Annotated in this window: 13 protein-coding genes; 4 read left to right on the plus strand and 9 right to left on the minus strand. The window is 72.0% G+C overall.

Going from position 1 to position 20,642, the window contains the following annotated elements; all coding sequences use genetic code 11:
• Positions 1–84: 84 nt before the first annotated feature.
• The 4 genes from ACWIF2_RS34800 to ACWIF2_RS34815 all read right to left on the minus strand — a co-directional run bounded on the left by ACWIF2_RS34800 (position 85) and on the right by ACWIF2_RS34815 (position 3,629).
• Positions 85–405 (minus strand): hypothetical protein, encoded by a 321-nt coding sequence (locus ACWIF2_RS34800; RefSeq protein WP_454364884.1) that lies wholly within the window; start codon positions 403–405, stop codon positions 85–87.
• Positions 402–770: a WhiB family transcriptional regulator gene (locus ACWIF2_RS34805; protein ID WP_190049450.1), complete on the minus strand. Its 369-nt coding sequence runs from the start codon at positions 768–770 to the stop codon at positions 402–404. Before ACWIF2_RS34805 ends, ACWIF2_RS34800 begins: the two co-directional genes overlap by 4 nt.
• Positions 771–942: 172 nt before the next feature.
• The gene (locus ACWIF2_RS34810) at positions 943–1,269 is read right to left on the minus strand and encodes a hypothetical protein (protein ID WP_454364886.1); all 327 of its coding nucleotides are present in this window, start codon (positions 1,267–1,269) and stop codon (positions 943–945) included.
• A 164-nt stretch (positions 1,270–1,433) separates the two neighbouring features.
• Positions 1,434–3,629 carry an ATP-dependent DNA helicase UvrD2 gene (locus tag ACWIF2_RS34815; protein ID WP_454364888.1) on the minus strand — a complete coding sequence of 732 codons (2,196 nt, stop codon included), beginning with the start codon at positions 3,627–3,629 and terminating at the stop codon, positions 1,434–1,436.
• A 184-nt stretch (positions 3,630–3,813) separates the two neighbouring features.
• Here ACWIF2_RS34815 and ACWIF2_RS34820 point away from each other — a divergent pair, with 184 nt between their 5' ends.
• Complete coding sequence (locus tag ACWIF2_RS34820) at positions 3,814–4,056, plus strand: mycoredoxin (protein ID WP_031132359.1); 243 nt, start codon at positions 3,814–3,816, stop codon at positions 4,054–4,056.
• 97 nt (positions 4,057–4,153) lie between these two features.
• Here ACWIF2_RS34820 and nudC read toward each other — a convergent pair whose 3' ends face one another.
• From nudC to ACWIF2_RS34845, 5 genes are all read right to left on the minus strand, one after another.
• Positions 4,154–5,098 carry an NAD(+) diphosphatase gene (nudC, locus tag ACWIF2_RS34825; RefSeq protein WP_454364890.1) on the minus strand — a complete coding sequence of 315 codons (945 nt, stop codon included), beginning with the start codon at positions 5,096–5,098 and terminating at the stop codon, positions 4,154–4,156.
• Between the two features lie 152 nt (positions 5,099–5,250).
• Positions 5,251–6,654 carry a dipeptidase gene (locus tag ACWIF2_RS34830; protein WP_454364892.1) on the minus strand — a complete coding sequence of 468 codons (1,404 nt, stop codon included), beginning with the start codon at positions 6,652–6,654 and terminating at the stop codon, positions 5,251–5,253.
• A 10-nt stretch (positions 6,655–6,664) separates the two neighbouring features.
• Complete coding sequence (locus tag ACWIF2_RS34835; RefSeq protein WP_454364894.1) at positions 6,665–10,216, minus strand: UvrD-helicase domain-containing protein; 3,552 nt, start codon at positions 10,214–10,216, stop codon at positions 6,665–6,667.
• Positions 10,217–10,308: 92 nt separating this feature from the next.
• The gene (locus tag ACWIF2_RS34840) at positions 10,309–13,662 is read right to left on the minus strand and encodes an ATP-dependent helicase (protein ID WP_454364896.1); all 3,354 of its coding nucleotides are present in this window, start codon (positions 13,660–13,662) and stop codon (positions 10,309–10,311) included.
• A 266-nt stretch (positions 13,663–13,928) separates the two neighbouring features.
• A complete protein-coding gene (locus ACWIF2_RS34845) occupies positions 13,929–14,318 on the minus strand; it encodes an MGMT family protein (RefSeq protein WP_454364898.1) in 390 nt (129 codons plus the stop codon).
• Positions 14,319–14,504: 186 nt separating this feature from the next.
• Between ACWIF2_RS34845 and ACWIF2_RS34850 the strand changes: the two genes are divergently transcribed.
• The 3 genes from ACWIF2_RS34850 (at position 14,505) to ACWIF2_RS34860 (ending at position 20,549) form a co-directional block, all read left to right on the plus strand.
• A complete protein-coding gene (locus ACWIF2_RS34850) occupies positions 14,505–17,234 on the plus strand; it encodes a lysylphosphatidylglycerol synthase domain-containing protein (protein ID WP_454364900.1) in 2,730 nt (909 codons plus the stop codon).
• Positions 17,235–17,348: 114 nt separating this feature from the next.
• A complete protein-coding gene (locus ACWIF2_RS34855; protein ID WP_454364902.1) occupies positions 17,349–18,896 on the plus strand; it encodes an alpha/beta fold hydrolase in 1,548 nt (515 codons plus the stop codon).
• A 180-nt stretch (positions 18,897–19,076) separates the two neighbouring features.
• On the plus strand, positions 19,077–20,549 hold the full coding sequence (locus tag ACWIF2_RS34860) for an alpha/beta hydrolase (protein WP_454364904.1): 1,473 nt from the start codon (positions 19,077–19,079) through the stop codon (positions 20,547–20,549).
• The last annotated feature ends 93 nt before the right edge of the window (positions 20,550–20,642 follow it).

Here is a 20,642-nt window from a genome sequence, read left to right on the forward strand (position 1 = left end):
GGCCGGTCCGTTCGGCACGGACCGGCCCCCGCGGGGTGAGCTCGGCCTCCCGGTGCGGGAGGCCACCGCTTCAGGTGGGGTCGGTTACTGCATGACCGCCATGGCGAGCGCCCGGCGGGCACGCCGTGAGGCGCGCTCCGCCTTGCGCTGCATGCGGCGGGCGGCCACCAGGCGCGCGGCCCGGCGGTCTCGCTCCGCCTCCTGCAGTCGCTCGTGCATATGTGCGCGAGCCATGGCTTCTGGGATGAGTTGCATCTCTCGGGTCCTGTTCTGGCGCGAGTCCTTCGCGCCGTGCGGGGTGCAGTCTTGAGTCGCGGAGCCGGCGGGCTCGGTGGACGGCTTCATCGGGGCCTGCTTCTGGGGGTCGTGCGTGAGAGGACGGTCGATCGTTCCTGCGGTGTTCATGCCGTGACCGGGTTCTTGCGCGGGCGGCCACGCGGCCGCTTCCGGGCGACGACGACACCCTGCACGAACAGCTCGCCACCCCAGACGCCCCAGGGCTCACGCCGTTCCTTGGCGCCGGCGAGGCAGGCCTCGACCAGCGGGCAGGTACGGCAGAGGGACTTGGCGTACTCCACGTCCGCCGGCGACTCGGCGAAGAAGACCTCCGGGTCGTAGGAGCGGCACGGGACGGGTACGCCGAGGTTCTCGATGGCGTCGTCGAGCGCGGTGAGCGCGGTGAGCGGGGTCAAGGCGGAGTCCTCCGTGGGGCCGGGCTTGGGGATCGTGTCGGAAGGCGGTACGGACGGGGCGTGCGCTTCGAGTTGCACGGTTCGTCTTCCTCGTCTGGTCGTTCCGGCCTGTTGGCCGGGGGGCGGCTGGTACCCGGTTCTCTTGTTGTCCCGAGGCTCCTTCGGTCCGTCGTCCCTGGTCAGGGACAAACAGAAGGGCCGCGGATCCCGGATGGGGTTCCGCGGCCCTGAAGGCGCCGGCCTGATCTGATCAGGCTGGATCACTCCAGGGTTCTGGCCCACGGAAGGCCCACATCTGGTGGTGCTGCGTCGTCTGCTTCCGGAATCCGGCACCGGTCGCCGCAAAGGCATAGGCCCGCGCCTGCGCCTTTACTGCTGCTTCCAGTGCCTTGGTCGGTCGCTCATTGCGCTCACGGACGGGAAGGCCCGCGGGAGCAAGGGAGGAGGACGCCGGGCGGACGGCACGAATGCCGGACAGACCGGTGCCCAGGTTCGAAACGCCGAGCATGCACGCGGAGACGGCCGAGCGATCGGTCATTTTCACGGTGCTGATGGAGCTGGTGTTGATGCTGATCACTGGACTCGCCTCCTCTCGGCGTCTCGGGGGACTGGGTGAACCAGTCCGACGGATATGCAAGTACAACACGGAATCAGGGCCTTCGAGAAGGCCGCTGCTCTCGTGCCTAAGAACCTATGGGGATTGCTGGGGCATGCGCAAACTATTTTTTCGACGAGTTGGTGTCAGTCCTGATCTGTGTCGCCCCCGACGTACTGGCCTGCGCAGATGGCCAGGACATCGGCTCCGTAGCGGGTGAGCTTGCGCATCCCGACGCCCGGGATGCGCGCCAGCTCGTGCTCGTCGTCGGGCGCGGTCTCGGCGATCGCCACCAGTGTCCTGTCCGTGAAGACGCAGAAGGCGGGCTGACCGCTGCTCCGTGCCTGGTCGGCGCGCCATTCGCGGAGCTGCTCGTAGAGGCCCTCGTTCATGTCGGAGGGGCAGTCGTCGCAGCGCATCAGCTTCATCTCGCCCGCGTCGGTCAGCGTGCGGCCGCAGACGCGGCAACGGGCGGGGGTTCGCTGCGCTCGTCTCGGGGCGGAGCCCCTGGTTCCGGGGGTTCCGCGCTCGATACCGCCCGCGGCACCGCCGGCCGTACGGCCCTTGGTGGCCGTCGAACCGGGGCGGAGCCCGTCGAGGAAGCGGCTGGGGCGGCGGTTGGGGCGGCCGCCGGGTGAGCGGGAGAGGGACCAGGAGACATGGAGGTGTTCCCGCGCGCGGGTGACGCCGACGTACAGCAGCCGGCGCTCCTCCTCGATCTGCTCGTCGGTCTTCGCATAGGTGATCGGCATCATGCCCTCGGCGACGCCGACCAGGAAGACGACGTCCCACTCCAGGCCCTTGGCCGAGTGCAGGGAGGCGAGGGTGACGCCCTGCACGGTCGGGGCGTGCTGGGCGTTCGCCCGTTCGTCGAGCTCGGCGACGAGGTCCGCCAGGGTGGCGCCGGGTTTGGCGGCGGCGAAGTCCTGGGCGAGGTTCACCAGGGCGGCCAGGGACTCCCAGCGCTCTCTCACGGCGCCGGAGCCGGCCGGTGGCTGCGGTGTCCAGCCCTCGCCCGACAGCACGGCGCGCACCTGCGAGGGCAGGTCGACGACGTCGTCCAGAAGGGAGTCGTTGCCGCCGAAGCGGGCCGCGCCGCGCAGGGCGACGCCCGCCTTGCGCACCTCCGGGCGGTCGAAGAACCGCTCGGCGCCGCGCAGCTGGTAGGGCACCCCGGCGTCGGCGAGTGCCTGTTCGTAGGTCTCGGACTGCGCGTTCGTACGGAACAGGATGGCGATCTCGGCGGCCGGAACCCCCGAGTCGATGAGCTCACGGATGCGGCGGGCCGCGCCCTCCGCCTCGGCGGGCTCGTCGGTGTACTCCGTGTAGGCCGGCTCGGGCCCCGGCGCACGTTGCGAGACGAGCTCCAGGCGGTGGTCGGCCGCGCGGCCCCTGGCCTGGGCGAGCAGGCCGTTGGCGAGGTGGACGACCTGGGGCGTGGAACGGTAGTCGCGGACCAGCTTGACGACGGTGGCTCCGGGGTGACGGGTGCGGAAATCGAGCAGATGGTCCGGCGTTGCGCCCGTGAACGAATAGATCGTCTGGCTGGCGTCTCCGACCACGCAGAGGCTGTCCCGCTCGCCGAGCCACAGCTCCAGCAGGCGCTGCTGGAGGGGGCTGACGTCCTGGTACTCGTCGACGACGAAGTGCTGGTACTGGGCGCGGACCTGTTCGGCGATGTCGTGCCGGTCCTGGAGGACGGCCACGGTCAGCAGCAGTACGTCCTCGAAGTCGATGACGGAGCGCTCGCGCTTGACGTCCTCGTAGGCGGCGTAGAGCTGGGCGATCTCCGCGGGGTCGCGCGGGGCTTCCCGGCCCGACTTGGCGACGGCGGGCGCGTAGTCCGCGGGGACGGTCTGGGTGACCTTGGACCATTCGATCTCGGCGGTGACGTCCCGCAGCTCGCCCCGGTCGAGCCGGATGCGGCAGGCCGCGGCCGCGTCGGCGACGAGCTGGATCTTGCGGTCGACGAGCCGGGGCATCGCGCCGCCGATCGCTTTCGGCCAGAAGTACTGGAGCTGACGCAGGGCCGCCGAGTGGAAGGTGCGCGCCTGGACGCCTGCGGCTCCGAGCTGGCGCAGGCGGCCGCGCATCTCTCCGGCGGCGCGGTTGGTGAAGGTGACGGCGAGCACGCTGGAGGGGTGGAGGACGCCTGCGCGCACCCCGTAGGCGATGCGGTGGGTGATCGCCCGGGTCTTGCCCGTGCCCGCGCCCGCCAGGACGCACACCGGACCGTGCAGGGCGGTGGCCACCTCGCGCTGCTCGGGGTCGAGCCCGTCGAGCACCGCGTCGGCCGTGTCCGGTACCTGCGGGAACAGGGTGGAGTGCGTTGCTGCTGTCACACGGCCATGCTGCCAGGTCGCGGGAGACGGCCGTGCCGGTTGTCCACAGGCGGGCCCTGATAGTCGTACTAATGCGGCAGGCGTCACGTCCCGCGGGGCCCGGGCCCCGGGAATGGCGGCCCCTTCACGTACGTTCCATCTCTGCGACCACCCGCCCCCGAGCCACCGAAGGAGCACGAGAGACATGCTGGGCACTGTGACGATGTACAGCACCACGTGGTGCGGCTACTGCCGCCGGCTGAAGAGCCAGATGGACCGCGAGGGCATCGCGTACACCGAGATCAACATCGAGCAGGACCCGGAATCCGCCGCGTTCGTGGAGAAGGCGAATGGCGGAAACCAGACGGTGCCCACCGTTCTGTTCCCGGACGGCTCCACCCTCACCAACCCGTCGCTGGCTCAGGTGAAGCAGAAGGTCGGCGCGTAAAGGCGCCGCGCGGTTGTGCGGGGAAGGCGGTTCCTGAGCCCTCAGGACCGCCTTCCCCGTCTGTGCGGTCAGAGCGTGTGCGCGGCTCGCACGGGCGTCAGGCCACGCTCCTCATCGGCAGCGGCTTGCCGTACCAGAGCTCGATCAGGCGCGCCGCGATCGAGATGCCGTACGGCGGGAGCACCTCGCCGGACTCGAAGGCGGCGCGCAGGTCGTCCCGGGAGAACCAGCGGGCCTCGTGGATCTCGTCGCCGTCGACCTCGATCTCGGTCGAGGTGGCACGGGCCATGAAGCCCAGCATGAGGCTGGACGGGAAGGGCCAGGGCTGGCTGGCGACGTACTCGACCGGGCCGACGGTGATGCCGACCTCCTCGTGGACCTCGCGGCGCACCGACTGCTCGATGGACTCGCCGGGCTCGACGAAGCCGGCGAGTGTCGAGAAACGGCCCTCGGGCCAGTGGACCTGGCGGCCGAGCAGGAGCCGGTCGTCCTCGTCGGTCACCGCCATGATCACCGCTGGGTCCGTGCGGGGGTAGTGTTCGGCGCCGCAGGCCTGGCAGCGGCGGATGTGGCCGGCCGCGGCAATGACGGTGCGCTCGCCGCAGCGCGAGCAGAAACGGTGCGTGCGCTGCCAGTTCTCCAGCCCCACCGCGTGCACCATCAGGCCCACGTCACGGGCCGACAGGAGCAGGCCCGCCTCGCGCAGGCCCGCCGGACGCGCGGACTGGTCCATACGCCCGGGCAGAGAGTCCTTCTGGAGGGCGAAGTAGCTGACGCCGTCCTCGTCGGTGCCGAGGAAGTACCGGTGCGCCTCCGTGAGGGGGGCCTCGAAGGAGGGGGTCATGACGAGTTCGGTGTGCCCGTCCGCCGTCTCGTCGATGAGGACCTGGCCGCCGGAGACCACGAAACAGCGCGTCGAGGGGTGGCTCCACGCCGCCGCGAGCCAGGCCTCGTCGAGCCGGTGGTGCGCGGCCCTGTCGATGCCGTTCGGGGCGGTGAGCGAGATGGGTCGGTCGGCGTTCTGGTCGGTCCAGGTGGTCACTGGTGCTTCCAACTCCCCGGTGGAACGGTCGGGTTCGGCGGGCTGATCAGCGGGACGTACGGCGGGGGGCGGGTCCGGCGGGGGGCGGGCGGTGCGGGACGGCTCCTCCAGTGTGCCCCTCGCGCGCGGTCGGTCCGGGCGGCCGGGGAGGCTCAGGGCGCATCGCGCCAGTTCTCGGCGAGGTCGCCCCACAGGTACGCGGTGGTCTCGACGCCCTTGAGGAGCAGGTCGAGCTCGACCTTCTCGTTCGGCGCGTGCCAGCCGTCGGAGGGGACGGAGATGCCGAGGAACAGCACCGGAGCACCGAGGACGTCCTGGAGGTCCGCCGCCGGTCCGGAGCCTCCCTCGCGGGTGAAGCGGACGGGTTTCTCGAAGGCCCGGCCCATGGCGCGGGCCACCGACTGGAGGGCCGGGTGGTCCAGCGGGGTCAGGCACGGGCGCGTGGCCCCGCTGAACGTGATCTCGCAGCGGATCCCGGCGGGCACCTGCTGTTCGGCCCAGGCGCGGACGGCCTTCTCCACGTGGTCGGGGTCCTGGCCCGCGACCAGCCGGAAGGACAGCTTCACCAGGGCGGAGGACGGGACGATCGTCTTGCTGCCGGGACCCTGGTAGCCGCCGCCGATGCCGTTGACCTCCGCGGTGGGGCGGGCCCAGACGCGCTCCAGGGTCGTGTACCCGGCCTCCCCCTGGGTGGCGTACGACTTGGCCGTGCGCAGCCACTGCGACTCGTCGAAGGGCAGCTCGGCGAAGAGCTCGCGGTCGCGGTCGGTGAGCTCGACCACGCCGTCGTAGAAGCCCGGGATCGCCACGCGCGCGTGCTCGTCGTGCAGGGCGGCGACCAGGCGGGCGGCGGTGGTCGCCGGGTTGGGCACCGCGCCGCCGAAGGAGCCGGAGTGGATGTCCTGGTCGGGGCCGTGCAGCCGTATCTCGCATTCGGCGAGGCCGCGCATGCCGGTGCAGACCGTGGGGGTGTCCTCGGACCACATGCCGGTGTCGGAGACGATCACGGCGTCGGCGGCGAGCCGCCCGGCATGCTGCTCGACGAGGGCCCGGAAGTGGGGCGAGCCGGACTCCTCCTCACCCTCGATCAGCAGCTTCAGATGCACCGCCGGGGTGGTGCGGCCGGTGGCGGCGAGATGGGCGCGGACGCCCAGGGTGTGGAAGAACACCTGGCCCTTGTCGTCGGCCGCCCCGCGCGCGTAGAGACGGTTCTCGCGGACGACGGGCTCGAAGGGGTCGCTGTCCCAGCCGTCCTCCCGAGCGGCGGGCTGCACGTCGTGGTGGCCGTAGACCAGCACCGTGGGCGCCCGCGGGTCGTCGGAGGGCCACTCGGCGAAGACGGCGGGCGCGCCGGGGGTCTGCCAGACCTCGGCCGTCAGGAACCCGGTCTCCTTCAGCTCGGCGGCGAGCCAGTCGGCGCTGCGTCGTACATCGGGCGCGTGGTCCGGCTGGGCGGACACCGACGGGATGCGCAGCCACTCGGCGAGGTCGTCGAGGAAGGCGTCGCGATGCTGCTGGATGTACGTACGGACGACGCTGTCCGGGGTCTGGCTCATGGTCACGAGCCTATCGGCCCGCACTGACGTCCTCGGAGTGCGGTTCCTCACCGGGCGGATCCTCGCTCAGCAGCCGTTCCAGCGCCTCGCGGTCCGGCAGGTCGTCGGGGCGGACGATCTCGCCGCTGCGCACGTACAGGAACCCGGCCGTGACGGATTCCAGGGGAACTCCCTGCTGCTCGGCCCAGGCCAGTCGGTAGACGGCGAGCTGGAGGGGGTCCGCGGTGTGTGAGCGGTTGGTCTTCCAGTCGACGATCTCGTACGTCGCGCCCTCACCGTCGCCCTCCTTGTAGACGGCGTCGATACGGCCCCGTACGACGCGGCCGGCGAGCGCGAGCTGGAAGGGGGCCTCCACCCGGTAGGGCGTGCGGTGCGCGTACTCGGTTTGGTCGAAGGCGTCCTTGAGGGCCTCCAGGTCCCGTTCGTCGGCGATCTCCGCTTCGCCGCCGGGCAGTTCCTCCGGCTCCAGCAGGGGCAGCGTCAGCTCTTCGAAGCGGGCCTCGACCCAGGCGTGGAAGCGGGTGCCGCGGCGGGCGGCGGGCTGGGGCGGGCGCGGCATGGGGCGGGCCAGCTCCTGGGCGAGGCCGTCCGGGTCGGCGGCCAGGAGCAGCAGCTGCGAGGCCGTGAGGGAGCTGGGCAGGGTGACCTCGGTGACACTGTCGCGGGCGCGCAGGAGTTCGCCGGTGAGGGCGTCGAGGTCGCGGTCCCAGGAGGCGATGGTGCGGGCTTCCTCCGGGGTGAGGCCCGGGCTGCGGTGTCGGTGGGGGGCCGGGGGGTCGTACGGCCCCGCCTGGTGGGGGACCGTGGGGCGGTCCGCCGGCCGCGCGTCCCCGTCCGCCGCCTCTTCTGCTGCCGCTTCTGCTTCTGCTTCTGCTTCTGCGAAGGCGTCTTCGTCGAAGGGGGCTTCATCCGAGGGGCCCGCGTCGAAGTCGAACGGGTCCGGCTCGTCATACGGAGGCTCGTCATACGGAGGCTCGTCGTCCTCGGGGGGCGGGGGCCACTCCGGGTCGTCGAACGCGTCCGGGTCGTGGACGGCCGCCGGATGCCCGTCCTCGTGGGACGCGAGGTCCTCCAGGTGGGCCAGGACGGTCTCGGCGGCGGCGCGGCGGCGGGCCAGGGCCGCCTCATCCAGGGGCAGGGGCCACACCTGGTCGGCGGTGGCCCGGTGCAGGGCCGGGTTCTCCTCGTCCTCGGCCGGTTCGTCCGCCCAGGCCTCGATCTCGCCGTACCCGGCCGCGCAGTGCTCGTAGAGGTCCTGGAGGAACGCGGAGGGGCCGCGGCGCTTCTTCTGGGTGGGTCCCCACCAGTGGCCGGAGCCCAGGAGCAGGGAGCGGGGGCGGGTGAAGGTGACGTAGCCGAGGCGGAGTTCCTCGATGTGCTGGTGGTCCTTCATGGCCTCGTGGAAGGCCTTGAGGCCCTTGGCGTCCCAGGAGGTGATGTCGGGGAGGGTGTCGGCGTCGCCGCGCAGTTCGTGCGGCAGGACCTTGCCCTGGGAGGTCCACTTCTCGCGCCCCTGGCTGCTGGGGAAGGTGCCGGTGACCAGGCCGGGGACGACCACGACGTCCCATTCGAGGCCCTTGGACTTGTGGGCGGTGAGCACCTTGACCGTGTTCTCGCCGCCGGGGAGGGCATTGTCGAGGCCCTTCTCGTACTGGGCGGCGGTACGCAGGAAGCCGAGGAAGGCGAGCAGGCTGGCCTCGTTGTCGCCGGCGGCGAAGGAGGCGGCGACGTCCAGGAAGTTGGAGAGGGTCTCGCGGCGCCGCGCCGCCAGGGCATGCGGGGACGCCGACAGCTCCACTTCCAGACCGGTGACGGCGAGGACGCGGTGCAGGACGTCCATCAGCGGGTCGGACAGGGAGCGGCGCAGGTCGCGCAGTTCGGTGGCGAGGCGGGCGAAGCGCACGCGCGCGTCGGGCGAGAAGGGCAGCCCGTCGTCGTCCCCCTGGCCGTCCAGCGGCGTCTCCAGGAAGGTGTCGAGGGCGTCCGCGAGGGAGATCACCTCGGCCGGGTCGACCCCCTCGACAGCCTCGGCGAGGCGGCGGTCCGGGTCGTCGTCGCCCTCCACGCGCGCGTGGGTCACGAGAAAACGGGCCCGCCGCCCTAGCAGGGCGAGGTCGCGCGGACCGATGCGCCAGCGCGGGCCGGTCAGCAGGCGGACCAGGGAGGCGTTGGCGCCGGGGTCCTGGAGGACCTCGCACACGGCGACGAGGTCGGCGATCTCGGGCAGGTGCAGCAGCCCGGACAGGCCGACGACCTCGACCGGGATGTCCCGGGCCACCAGTGCGCCCTGGATCTCGGAGAAGTCGGTCGCCGTGCGGCACAGGACCGCGATCTCGCCGGGTGCCGTCCCGGTGCGGACGAGGTGGGCGACGGAGTCGGCGGCCCAGTCGATCTCCTCGGCATGGGTGCGCAGCAGGGCGCAGCGCACGAGGCCGTCGCGTTCGGCCCCGGGGGCGGGGCGAAGTGCCTCCACGCCCGCGTGCAGGGCGCGCAGGGGCTCCGCGAGGCCGTTGGCGAGGTCGAGGAGGCGGCCGCCGCTGCGGCGGTTCTCGCTGAGGGCCTGGCGGGTCGCGGGGCGGCCGTCGGCGCGGGCGAAGTGCTCGGGGAAGTCGTCGAGGTTGGCGACGGAGGCGCCGCGCCAGCCGTAGATCGCCTGGCAGGGGTCGCCCACGGCGGTGACCGGGTGGCCGGTGCCCTCGCCGAACAGGCCCGCCAGCAGGACGCGTTGGGCGACCGATGTGTCCTGGTACTCGTCGAGCAGGACCACCCGGAACTCGTCGCGCAGGAGGCGGCCCACTTCGGGGATCCCGGCGAGCCGGGCCGACAGGGCGATCTGGTCGCCGAAGTCGAGGAGGTCCCGCTCGCGCTTGGCGGCCCGGTAGCGGTTCACCAGCTCGGCCAGTTCACGGCGCGCGGCAGCTGCTTCGGGGACTTTGCGCAGGTCGGCGTTGCTGAGCTTGACGCCGCGCAGGGTCAGCAGCAGTTCGGCGTCGTACGCGCGCAGGGCCTCGGGGCGTACGAGGTGCTCGGCGAGCTCGGCGTCGAGGGCGAGGAGGTCGCCGACCAGGTCCGGGAAGGAACGGGTCAGGGCCGGATAGGACCCCGGGGCCTCACGCAGGACGCGCGCGGCGAGCTGGAAGCGGGTCGCGTCGGCGAGCAGCCGGGACGTGGGCTCAAGACCGAGGCGCAGACCGTGGTCGGTCAGCAGACGGCCCGCGAAGGAGTGGTACGTCGAGATCACCGGCTCGCCCGGCGGGTTGTCCGGGTCGATGGCGTCCGGGTCGGTGACGCCTGCCTTGACCAGTGCCTTGCGGACGCGCTCGGCGAGTTCGGCGGCGGCCTTGTTGGTGAAGGTGAGGCCGAGCACCTGCTCGGGGGCGACCTGGCCGGTGCCGACCAGCCACACCACGCGGGCGGCCATCACGGTCGTCTTGCCCGAGCCGGCACCGGCCACGATCACCTGCGGGGCGGGCGGCGCGGTGATGCAGGCCGTCTGCTCCGGGGTGAACGGGATGCCGAGGAGCTCCTTGAGCTGTTCGGGATCGGTGATACGGGCGGGCACATCGAGAGAGGCTAGTCGCGGCCACTGACACTGGCGGCCGGAACGGTCTCCGGTGAGGAAGACGCGCAGGTCAGCACGTGTGGTGCGATAGATCACTCGACGACATGGCGGCCCTCCTGGCGGGCGCTGCACGAGGCCCGGAACGCGCAGTGCGTGCAGTGCTGCCCGGCGGTCGGCGTGAACCGTTCGTCGAGGACCTTGCCGGCGGCGGTGGCCAGCAGATCGCCGACCCACTCCCCCTCCAGCGGCTCCTGGGCCTGCACCTTGGGCAGGGTCTCCCCGCCGTCGCGCTGGGCGGCGCCCTGCCGGAGATGGACGAGTTCGGCACCGCCCGGCTCGGGACGCACGCCGTCGAAGGCGTCGTCGACGGCGCCCTCACGGACGGCCAGCTGGTAGACGGCGAGCTGCGGGTGGCGCTCGACCTCTTTGCCGGTGGGCGCCTGCTTGCCGGTCTTGAAGTCGACCACGTAGGCGCGGCCGTCGCCGTCCGCCTCGACGCGGTCCATCTGGCCCCGGATGCGCACCTGGTAGTCGCCCGCTTCGAGGGTGACGTCGAAGTCGTGCTCGCTGGCGACCGGGGTCCGCCCGGTGCGGTCCATGACGTGCCACTGAAGGAACCGTTCGAGCGCCACGCGCGCGTTGTCCTTCTCCTGGTCCGACTTCCAGGGCGCGTCGAAGGCGAGGGCGTTCCACACGGAGTCGAGTCGTTCCATGAGGACGGAGAGGTCGGCCGGGGTGTGTCCGGAGGCGACCTCGTCGGCGAGGACGTGCACGACGTTGCCGAAGCCCTGTGCGACGGTCGCGGGCGCGTCGGCCTTCACCTCGCGGCCCAGGAACCACTGCAGGGCGCAGGTGTTGGCCAGCTGGTCGAGGGCGCTGCCGGAGAGCACGACGGGCTGGTCGCGGTTGCGCAGCGGCACCTTGGAGTGAGTCGGCTCGAACATGCCCCACCAGCGGTAGGGGTGTGCGGACGGCACCAGGGGGCGACCGTCCTCGTCGGCGAGGGCGGCGAGCCGGGCCAGGCGGCGTGCGGCTGCTTCCCGGAGGGCGTCGGAGACGCGCGGGTCGACCGTGGTGGCGCGCAGTTCGGCGACGAGTGCCGCGACGGACAGCGGGCGGCGCGGGCGTCCGGTGACGTCCTTGGGTTCGACGCCGAGTTCGGTGAGGAAACGGGAGGGCTGGTCACCGTCGTCCGCCGGGGCCTTGACCGCGGTGACGACCAGGCGTTCACGCGCGCGTGTGGCCGCCACGTAGAACAGGCGGCGTTCCTCGGCGAGCAGCGCGCCGGGGGTGAGGGGTTCGGCGAGTCCGTCGCGCCCGATGCGGTCGGCCTCCAGGAGGGAGCCGCGGCGGCGCAGGTCCGGCCAGAGCCCCTCCTGGACGCCCGCGACGACCACGAGGCGCCACTGAAGGCCCTTGGAGCGGTGTGCGGTCATCAGGCGGACGGCGTCGGGGCGTACGGCACGCCGCACGAGGGTGTCGGCGGCGATGTCCTCGGCCTCGATCTCCTCCAGGAAGTTCAGCGTGCCCCGGCCTCCGGTGCGCTCCTCGGCGCGGGCCGCCGTCGCGAACAGCGCGCAGACCGCGTCCAGGTCGCGGTCCGCGTTGCGCCCGGCCGCGCCGCCCCGTCGGGCGGCCCGCTCCAGCCGCGCGGGCCACGGTGTGCCGTTCCACAGGTCCCACAGCGCCTCCTCGGCCGTACCGCCACCCGCCAGGCGCTCGCGGGCCTTGCGGAGCAGCGCACCGAGACGCTGGGCACCGCGCGCGTACGCGGGGTCGTGCACGGCCAGCCGCTCCGGCTCGGCCAGGGCCCGCGCCAGAAGCACGTCGGAGGGCGGCGGCAGCGCGTTGCCCGCGGCCCGCTCCTCGTCCCGCAGGGCCCGGCCCAGGCGTCGCAGGTCGGCGGCGTCCATGCTCGCGAGCGGGGAGGTGAGCAGGGTGAGAGCGGTTTCCGTGTCCAGCCAGGAGGTGTCGGACCAGGTGTCCTGCCGGGAGGTGTCCGGCTCGGCAGAAGGAGCGTCCTTGGAAGAGGCCTCCCCCTCGGGAGGCGTCGCCTCCGCCACAGCCACCGCCCGAAGCGCCGTCAGCAGCGGCGCCACCGCCGGTTCGTGCCGCAGGGGTACGTCGTCGCCGTCGACGTCCACCGGGACGCCGGCCGCGGTGAGGGCGCGGCGGACCGTGGGGACGGTGCGGGAGCCGGCGCGCACCAGTACGGCCATCTCGCTCCAGGGGACGCCGTCCTCCAGGTGGGCCCTGCGGAGGATGTCGGCGATGTTGTCCAGTTCCGTCCCCGAGGTCGGGTACGTGTACGCCTCGACGCGGCCGCCGTCCCTCACGGCGGCGAGTTCGCGGTGGGCGCGCACCTTCTCGGCGGGCAGACGGGTCAGCGGCATGCGCTGGGTCAGCAGCCGGGTGGCTGCGAGCAGGCCGGCGCCGGAGCGGCGGGACGTGCGCAGCACCGCGACGGGGGCCGGGCGGCCGTCCGCGCGCGGGAAGGCGTGCGGGAAGTCCAGGATGCCGTTCACGTCCGCCCCGCGGAACGTGTAGATCGACTGGTCGGGGTCACCGAAGGCGACAAGGGTGCGGCCACCGCCCGCCAGGGCGTGCAGAAGTCGTACCTGAGCGGGATCCGTGTCCTGGTACTCGTCGACGTAGACGGCGTCGTAGCGGGCGCCGAGCCACGCCGCGACCTCGGGCCTGCGGGCGAGGAGCACCGCGCGGTGGACGAGCTCCGCGTAGTCGATCACGCCCTGGAGGTCGAGCACGTCGAGGTACTCGGCCAGGAAGGCGGCCGCCGCGCGCCAGTCGGGGCGTCCCGTACGGCGGGCGAAGGCGTCCAGGGCGTCGGGTCCGAGGCCCAGTTCACGGCTGCGGGCGAGGACCGCGCGGACCTCGTCGGCGAAACCGCGCGTGGTCAGGCAGGCGCGCAGTTCGTCCGGCCAGCGCACGTGCGCGAGGCCGAGCCGCTCCAGGTCCACCTGGCCCGCGAGCAGTTCCCGTACGGAGACGTCCTGCTCGGGGCCGGACAGCAGCCGCATCGGCTCCACGAACAGGTCGCTGTCCTGGTGGGCACGGACCAGGGCGTAGCAGAACGAGTGGAAGGTGGTCGCCCGGGGAGCGCGGGCCGCCCCGGCCCGGGTGGCCATGCGGTCGCGCAGTTCGACGGCCGCCTTGCGGCTGAACGTGAGGACCAGGACCCGCTCGGGGTCCCCGCCCCGGGCGATGCGCCCGGCCACTGACTCGACGAGCGTGGTGGTCTTGCCGGTGCCCGGACCCGCGAGGACGAGCAGCGGGCCGGCCTCGTGGTCAACCACGGAGCGCTGCGAGGCGTCCAAAAGAGGGGGGTCCACCTGGGCGGGAGGGGTACGTACCAGTCGGTAAGCGCCACGGCTCCCCCGCCGCACCCGGGGGTGCGACAGGCCGCTGGTGGAGGAAGAGGAGCTCACGTGGTTCGCCGGTCCTGGTGGAAGTACTGGTGGGCGGGCCACCGCGCGTGGCGGGCGGTGACCGCGGGGTGACGGGGACACGCGCAGCCGACGCTACGCCGACGGGTGAGGCGGAAGCAGGGCTTCCCCTTCTTCCCGCCGGCCACTCGCGGCACGTGTGCCACTCATGCCCCTCGCCTCACGAACGTACGTCATGGCACCGACGTGCCCCGATTCCCCCGTCCGGATCACGGGCCACACGGGAGGCCGCCGGATGGCGGAAGCTGTCAGGTGTGACCCTCCGCGCGTTCGCCGCCGTCCCACCGCGCCCGTCGCATGTCGATCCGCGGCAGGTGGCCCTCGGCGGCCCGGCTCGCCTCCTTCAGGGGCGTGCCCTCCGCGTGGTAGTGGCCGAGAGCCCGCTGCTCGTGCCCCGGGAGCAGGACACCGTCCGCGCGGACGACCCGCCACCACGGAACGGCTCCCCCGTAGAGAGCCATCACACGGCCGACCTGCCGCGGACCGCCCTCCTCGAGCCACTCGGCGACATCGCCGTATGTCATGACACAGCCCGGCGGGATCAGTTCGGCGACGTCGAGGACCCGCTCGGCATAGGCGGGCAGGGCTTCCGGGGGCTCGTCCCCGTGCCGGTCCCCCTCAAGGCTCTGCTCACTCATCCGCCCCATCCTGCCCCACCCCACCGACAACGGGACGCGCGTACTCCCGGGCGATTCCTTCGCCCGGCAGGACCGCGTCGGGCAGACTGTCCGCCCCCGCATGTGCACCCTGATGCCCCCGCGTATCGGTGCGGCATGCCACCATCGTGCGGGCGGTGACCGGTGATACGAGACCAAGAAGAGACGATGAAGCAACAGGGTGCGCACCCGGACGACACGGAGGGCACCTCTGACGCTGCGTCGCGCCCGGACCCGCCGGACGACGGCCCGAAGGCGGGCAGGAAGCAGGCCCGGTCGGTCTCAGAGGAACCGGACATCGCGCACATCGACGAGGTGGAGGGCGACGAACCGCTGCTCCCCGCGCGCGTGCACCGTCCGTCCGATCTGATGCGGCTCCTGGTGGGCGTGCTCGCCGTCGCGGTGCTGATCGGCATCGCCGCGTTCGCGCACGGCACCACCTCGGGCCTCGAACAGGACATCAACAAGGGCACCGGGCAGGCACCCGATCTGCTCATCAAGATCGCGGGGCTGGCCTCCAGCATCGCGATCCTGCTGGTGCCGGTCGCCTTCGCCATCGAGCGGCTGATCAAACGGGACGGGCTGCGCATCGCCGACGGCGTGCTCGCGGCGGTCCTCGCGCACGGTGTGACACTCGCCACCGACCTGTGGGTCGCCCGGGCCGCCCCCGACTCGATCCAGGAGGCGCTCACCCAGCCCTCCCCCGGGGACATCCACGCGCTGACCGATCCCGTGCACGGCTATCTGGCGCCGGTCATCGCCTATATGACGGCCGTCGGCATGTCACGCAGACCCAGGTGGCGCACGGTGCTGTGGGTCGTGCTGCTGCTCGACGCCTTCTCGATGCTCGTCACCGGGTACACGACCCCGTTCTCGATCATCCTGACCGTGCTGATCGGCTGGACCGTGGCCTACGGCACGCTGTACGCGGTCGGCTCACCCAATGTCCGGCCCACCGGACAGACCCTGATGGCCGGCCTGCGGACCGTCGGCTTCCGCCCGGTCAGCGCGTCACGCGAGGACACCTCGGACAACCCGGACACCGGCGACCGGGGCCGGCGCTACTTCGTCACGCTCGAGGACGGCCCGCCGCTGGACGTCACGGTGGTCGACCGGGAGCAGCAGGCCCAGGGCTTCTTCTACCGTGCGTGGCGCAATCTGACCCTGCGCGGCTTCGCCACCCGCAGCAGCCTCCAGTCGCTGCGCCAGGCCCTGGAACAGGAGGCGCTGCTGGCGTACGCGGCCATCGCGGCCGGTGCCAACGCGCCCAAGCTGATCGCCACCTCCGAGCTCGGCCCTGACGCGGTCATGCTCGTCTACGAGCACAGCGGCGCACACACCCTCGACTCCCTGCCGGACGAGGAGATCACCGACAATCTGCTGCGCGACACCTGGCACCAGGTGAAGGCCCTGCAGTCCCGGCGTATCGCGCACCGCAGGCTGGTGGGCGACGCGATCCTGGTGGATCGTTCCGGCACGGTGATCCTCACCGACCTGCGCGTCGGCGAGATCGCGGCCGGCGACCTGCTGCTGCGCATGGACATCTCCCAGCTGCTGGTGACCCTCGGCCTCCGGGTGGGCGCCGAGCGGGCGGTGGCCTCGGCAGTCGGCGTGCTCGGCCCGGACGCGGTGGCGGACTGTCTGCCGATGCTCCAGCCCATCGCGCTCAGCCGCTCCACGCGCGCGACGCTGCGCAAACTGGCCAGGGAGCGGGCACAGCGCGAGCGCGAGGCGGTTCTGGAGGCGTCCCTGCTGGCCAAGCAGGCGCGCCTGGAGGAGTCCTCGGACGAGGCCGTTCCGGTCTCGGAGAAGGCCGACAAGAAGGCCGTACGGGCGGAGCAGCGGGCCGAGAAGCGGGCCATCGACGAGGCCGTCGAGGAGGCGCGCGAGGAGGACCTGCTCACCCAGATCCGCCACGAGGTACTGCTGATCAGGCCGCAGGCACCGGTCGAGCCGGCCCGGCTGGAGCGGGTACGGCCGCGCACGCTGATCAGTTTCATGGCCGGAGCGATCGGCGCGTACTTCCTGCTGACGCAGCTCACGCACATCGAGTTCGGACCGCTCATCGCGAACGCCGAATGGGGCTGGGTCGCCGCGGCGGTGCTGTTCTCCATGTGCAGCTACCTCGCGGCGGCCATGGCTCTGCTGGGGTTCGTGCCCGAGCGGGTGCCGTTCCTGCGGACCGTGGCGGCACAGGTCGCCGGATCGTTCGTGAAGATCGTTGCCCCGGCGGCGGTGGGCGGTGTCGCCCTGAACACGCGCTTCCTGCAGCGCGCGGGAGTGCGGCCGGGGCTCGCGGTGGCGAGCGTGGGCGCGTCGCAGTTGTTCGGGCTCGGCTGCCACATCCTGATGCTGCTGGCCTTCGGCTATCTGACCGGCACGGAGAAGACGCCGTCGCTGTCGCCGTCCCGGACGGTCATCGCCGGTCTGCTGACGGTGGCGGTGCTCGTGCTCGTGGTGACCTCGGTGCCGTTCCTGCGGAAGTTCGTCGTCACGCGCGTGCGGTCGCTGTTCGCGGGTGTCGTGCCGCGCATGCTGGACGTGCTGCAGCGGCCGCAGAAGCTGGTCACCGGCATCGGCGGCATGCTGCTGCTGACCGCATGCTTCGTGATGTGCCTGGACGCGTCGATCCGCGCGTTCGGCGACGAGTCCACCTCGATCAGCCTCGCCAGCGTCGCCGTCGTCTTCCTCGCGGGCAACGCCCTGGGGTCCGCGGCTCCGACGCCGGGCGGTGTGGGCGCGGTCGAGGCGACCTTGACGGTCGGTCTGATCGCCGTCGGCCTCCCGAAGGAGGTCGCGGCACCGGCCGTGCTGCTGTTCCGCCTGCTGACGCTGTGGCTGCCCGTGCTGCCGGGCTGGCTGGCCTTCAACCACCTCACCCGCAAGCAGGCCCTCTGACGCCAGGGGCCGGCGGGCAGGGGGCTCGGCACGGCTTCTTGCAACACCAGCCCCTCCTACCTCGTACGACACGCGTCCCGCGCGTCCGCCCCCGGGCCGCCGCAGGATGGAACCATGCCATCGCTCCTCCGGCTGCGCGCCGTCGTCCTGACCGCCATCGCCGTGCTGCTGTCCACCGTGCTGGCGAGCTGCGGTGACGACGACGCCAAGGACGAGGACCTCACGCGGCAGGAACTGAGCTGGAAGGCCTGCCCGGCCCCCGACGAGGCCCAGGGCGAAGGCCCCGCCCCCTCTCCCCTGCCGGACAACGGCGAGTGGCAGTGCACCACCATGAAGGCCCCTCTCGACTGGGACGATCCCAAGGGCGACACGATCGGTATCGAGCTGATCCGGGTCAGGACCACCGGTGACGCGAGCGAACGCATCGGCTCACTCATCTTCAACTTCGGCGGCCCCGGCGGCTCGGGTGTCACCGCTCTGCCCGGCTTCGCCGAGGACTACGAGACCCTGCGCACCCGCTACGACCTGGTCAGCTTCGACCCGCGCGGAGTGGGCCGCAGCGACCCCGTGATCTGCGAGAACGACCAGCAGCTCGACGCGTACTTCCAGCAGGACGGCACGCCCGACGACACGGCCGAACGCACCGAGCTCCTGGACAGCACCAAGGAGTTCAACGACGCCTGCGAGCAGAACTCCGAGAAGGTCCTGCCACATGTGCGCACCACCGACGCGGCCCGCGACCTGGACCTGATGCGCCAGGTCCTCGGCGACGACAAGCTGCACTACTTCGGCATCTCCTACGGCACCGAACTCGGCGGCGTCTACGCACACCTGTTCCCCAAGCGGGTAGGCCGTGCCGTGTTCGACGCCGTCGTCGATCCCACGCAGAACTCCGAGCAGGGCTCGCTCGGACAGGCAAAGGGCTTCCAGCTCGCGCTCGACAACTTCGCCGAGGATTGCGTGTCCAAGGCCGAGGAGTGCCCCATCGGTGACAGCGCGCAGGATGTGAAGGACCGTATCGCCACGCTGCTGCGGGATCTCGACCGCAAGCCGATCCCGGGCGTCTTCCCCCGCGAGCTGACCCAGAGCGCGGCGACCAGCGGCATCCTGCAGGCGCTGTACTCGCAGGACTTCTGGGAGTACCTCACGCAGGGCCTGGAGCAGGCGTACGACGGCGACGGCAGCATCCTGTTGCTGCTGTCCGACTCGAGCAACGGGCGCAGTGAGAACGGCGAGTACGACAACTCGACCGCCGCCCACACCGCCATCAGCTGCTCCGACTCCAAGCCGCGCTACGACACCGCCTATGTGGAGCGGAAACTGCCCGAGTTCCGCGCCGCGTCCGCCCTGTTCGGCGACTCCATGGCGTGGGGCATGATCGGCTGCACCGACTGGGCCGTGGCGGGCGCCGCCGACCACCCGGATGTGAGCGCGCCGGGCTCGGCGCCGATCCTGATCGTCGGCAACACCGGCGACCCGGCCACCCCCTACGAGGGCGCCCGGAAGATGGCGGAAGCGCTGGGCAAGGGTGTCGGTGTCGAGCTGACGTACCGGGGACAGGGGCACGGCGCCTACAACAGCAAGAACAAATGTGTGCAGAGCGCGGTGCACGGCTATCTGCTGGACGGAAAGGTGCCGCCGGCGGGGACCGTCTGCACCTGAGCCCCCGAGAACCTGAGCCTCTGAGAACTGAGAGCAGCCACAGCCACAGCCACAGTCTCACCAAAGCCGCAGGTCAGAAGGTTATCCACAGGCCGGCACGGTCGACGCGGGATCTGCCTACCATGGCCTGACCGCCATCCGCAGCACGGTGCGGACGGCCTGCGAGGGGGGACTGGGCGCATGTCGCGCTTCCTACGGTGGACCGCTGTGGCGGTCGCCTCGGCACTGCTGGCGGCGGGCTGCAGCGGCGGCTCGTCCGACGACGACAAGGGCGGCGGGCTCTCCTGGGGCCGCTGCAAGGCCACCGCCGACGCCCCCGCGCCGAGCAGCGACTGGCAGTGCGCGACGCTGATGGTGCCGCTGGACTGGTCCAAGCCGGACGGCGAGACGATCGGGCTGGGACTGATCCGCGCCAAGGCCCGCGGCGACGACCGCGTCGGCTCGCTCCTGTTCAATTTCGGAGGCCCCGGCGCCTCGGGCCTGTCCATGATGCCGTCGTACGCCCCGGCGGTCTCCGGGCTCCGTGAGCGGTACGACCTGGTGAGCTGGGACCCGCGCGGGGTGGGCGCCAGCGAGGGCGTGCGCTGCCGCGGCGACAAGGAGATCCAGGCCGCCGAGTCGGTGGACGTCACCCCGGACACACCGGCCGAGGAGAAGGCGTACTTCCAGGACGCCGCCGACTTCGGCGAGGGCTGCCGCAAGGACGCCGGGAAGCTCATGGCGCATGTCTCGACCGCCGACTCGGCCCGCGACATGGACCGCATCCGGAAAGTCCTCGGCGACGACAAGATGCACTACTTCGGCATCTCGTACGGCACCGAACTGGGCGGCACCTATGCCCACTTGTTCCCGAAGAACGTGGGGCGGATGACACTGGACGCGGTCGTCGACCCCGGCGCCGACACCGTGGGCCATGCCCAGAACCAGGCCAGGGGCTTCCAGCGCGCGCTGAACGGCTATCTCGAGTCCACGGGCCAGGACCCTCAGGAGGGCACACGGAAGATCGCGGACCTGCTGCGACGGATCGACGCCCGCCCCCTGGCGACGGCCACCCCCGGGCGGAAACTGACCCAGACGCTCGCGGTCACCGGCCTCACCCTCCCCCTGTACAACAAGGAGAGCTGGCCGACGCTGACCAGCGCCCTCGACGCGGCCGAGCGGGGTGACGGCTCGGAGTTGCTGACCCTCGCCGACGGCTACAACGACCGCGCCCCGTCGGGACACTACGGCACGACGACCCACTCGCAACGGGTCATATCGTGCCTGGACGACAGGCAGCGGCCGACCGCGGCCCGGACGAAGGAGCTGCTGCCGGAGTTCGAGAAGATCTCCCCGGTCTTCGGCACCTTCCTGGGCTGGGACACGGCCGGCTGGTGCCACGACTGGCCGGTGCCCGGACAGCACGACACCCCGGAGGTGAGCGCCCCCGGCGCGGCGCCGGTCCTGGTGATCGGCAACACCGGCGACCCGGCAACACCCTACGAGGGCGCCCGGAAGATGGCCGACGAGCTGGGCAAGGGCGTCGGCGTGATGCTCACCTGGCGGGGCCAGGGCCATGGCGCGTACGGCAGCGGGAGCGACTGCGTGGACTCCACGGTGAACGCGTATCTGCTGGACGGCTCGGTCCCGAAGGACGGCAAGGTCTGCTCATGACGACGGCGGGGGCTTAGCCCACCCCGGGTGGCCCCAGCCCCCCCCCCGCCGGCATGGAAGCCCGAAAAGGCTAATTAAACCGGCATTTACCGC

The organism is Streptomyces sp. NPDC055506, assembly GCF_053643595.1.

Bases quoted from the DNA above. Each gene is read 5' to 3' on its own strand.
- ACWIF2_RS34800 (WP_454364884.1), bottom strand. From the start codon at position 405: ATGAACACCGCAGGAACGATCGACCGTCCTCTCACGCACGACCCCCAG.
- ACWIF2_RS34820 (WP_031132359.1), top strand. From the start codon at position 3,814: ATGCTGGGCACTGTGACGATGTACAGCACCACGTGGTGCGGCTACTGC.
- ACWIF2_RS34830 (WP_454364892.1), bottom strand. From the start codon at position 6,654: ATGAGCCAGACCCCGGACAGCGTCGTCCGTACGTACATCCAGCAGCAT.
- ACWIF2_RS34845 (WP_454364898.1), bottom strand. From the start codon at position 14,318: ATGAGTGAGCAGAGCCTTGAGGGGGACCGGCACGGGGACGAGCCCCCG.
- ACWIF2_RS34850 (WP_454364900.1), top strand. From the start codon at position 14,505: ATGAAGCAACAGGGTGCGCACCCGGACGACACGGAGGGCACCTCTGAC.
- ACWIF2_RS34855 (WP_454364902.1), top strand. From the start codon at position 17,349: ATGCCATCGCTCCTCCGGCTGCGCGCCGTCGTCCTGACCGCCATCGCC.
- ACWIF2_RS34860 (WP_454364904.1), top strand. From the start codon at position 19,077: ATGTCGCGCTTCCTACGGTGGACCGCTGTGGCGGTCGCCTCGGCACTG.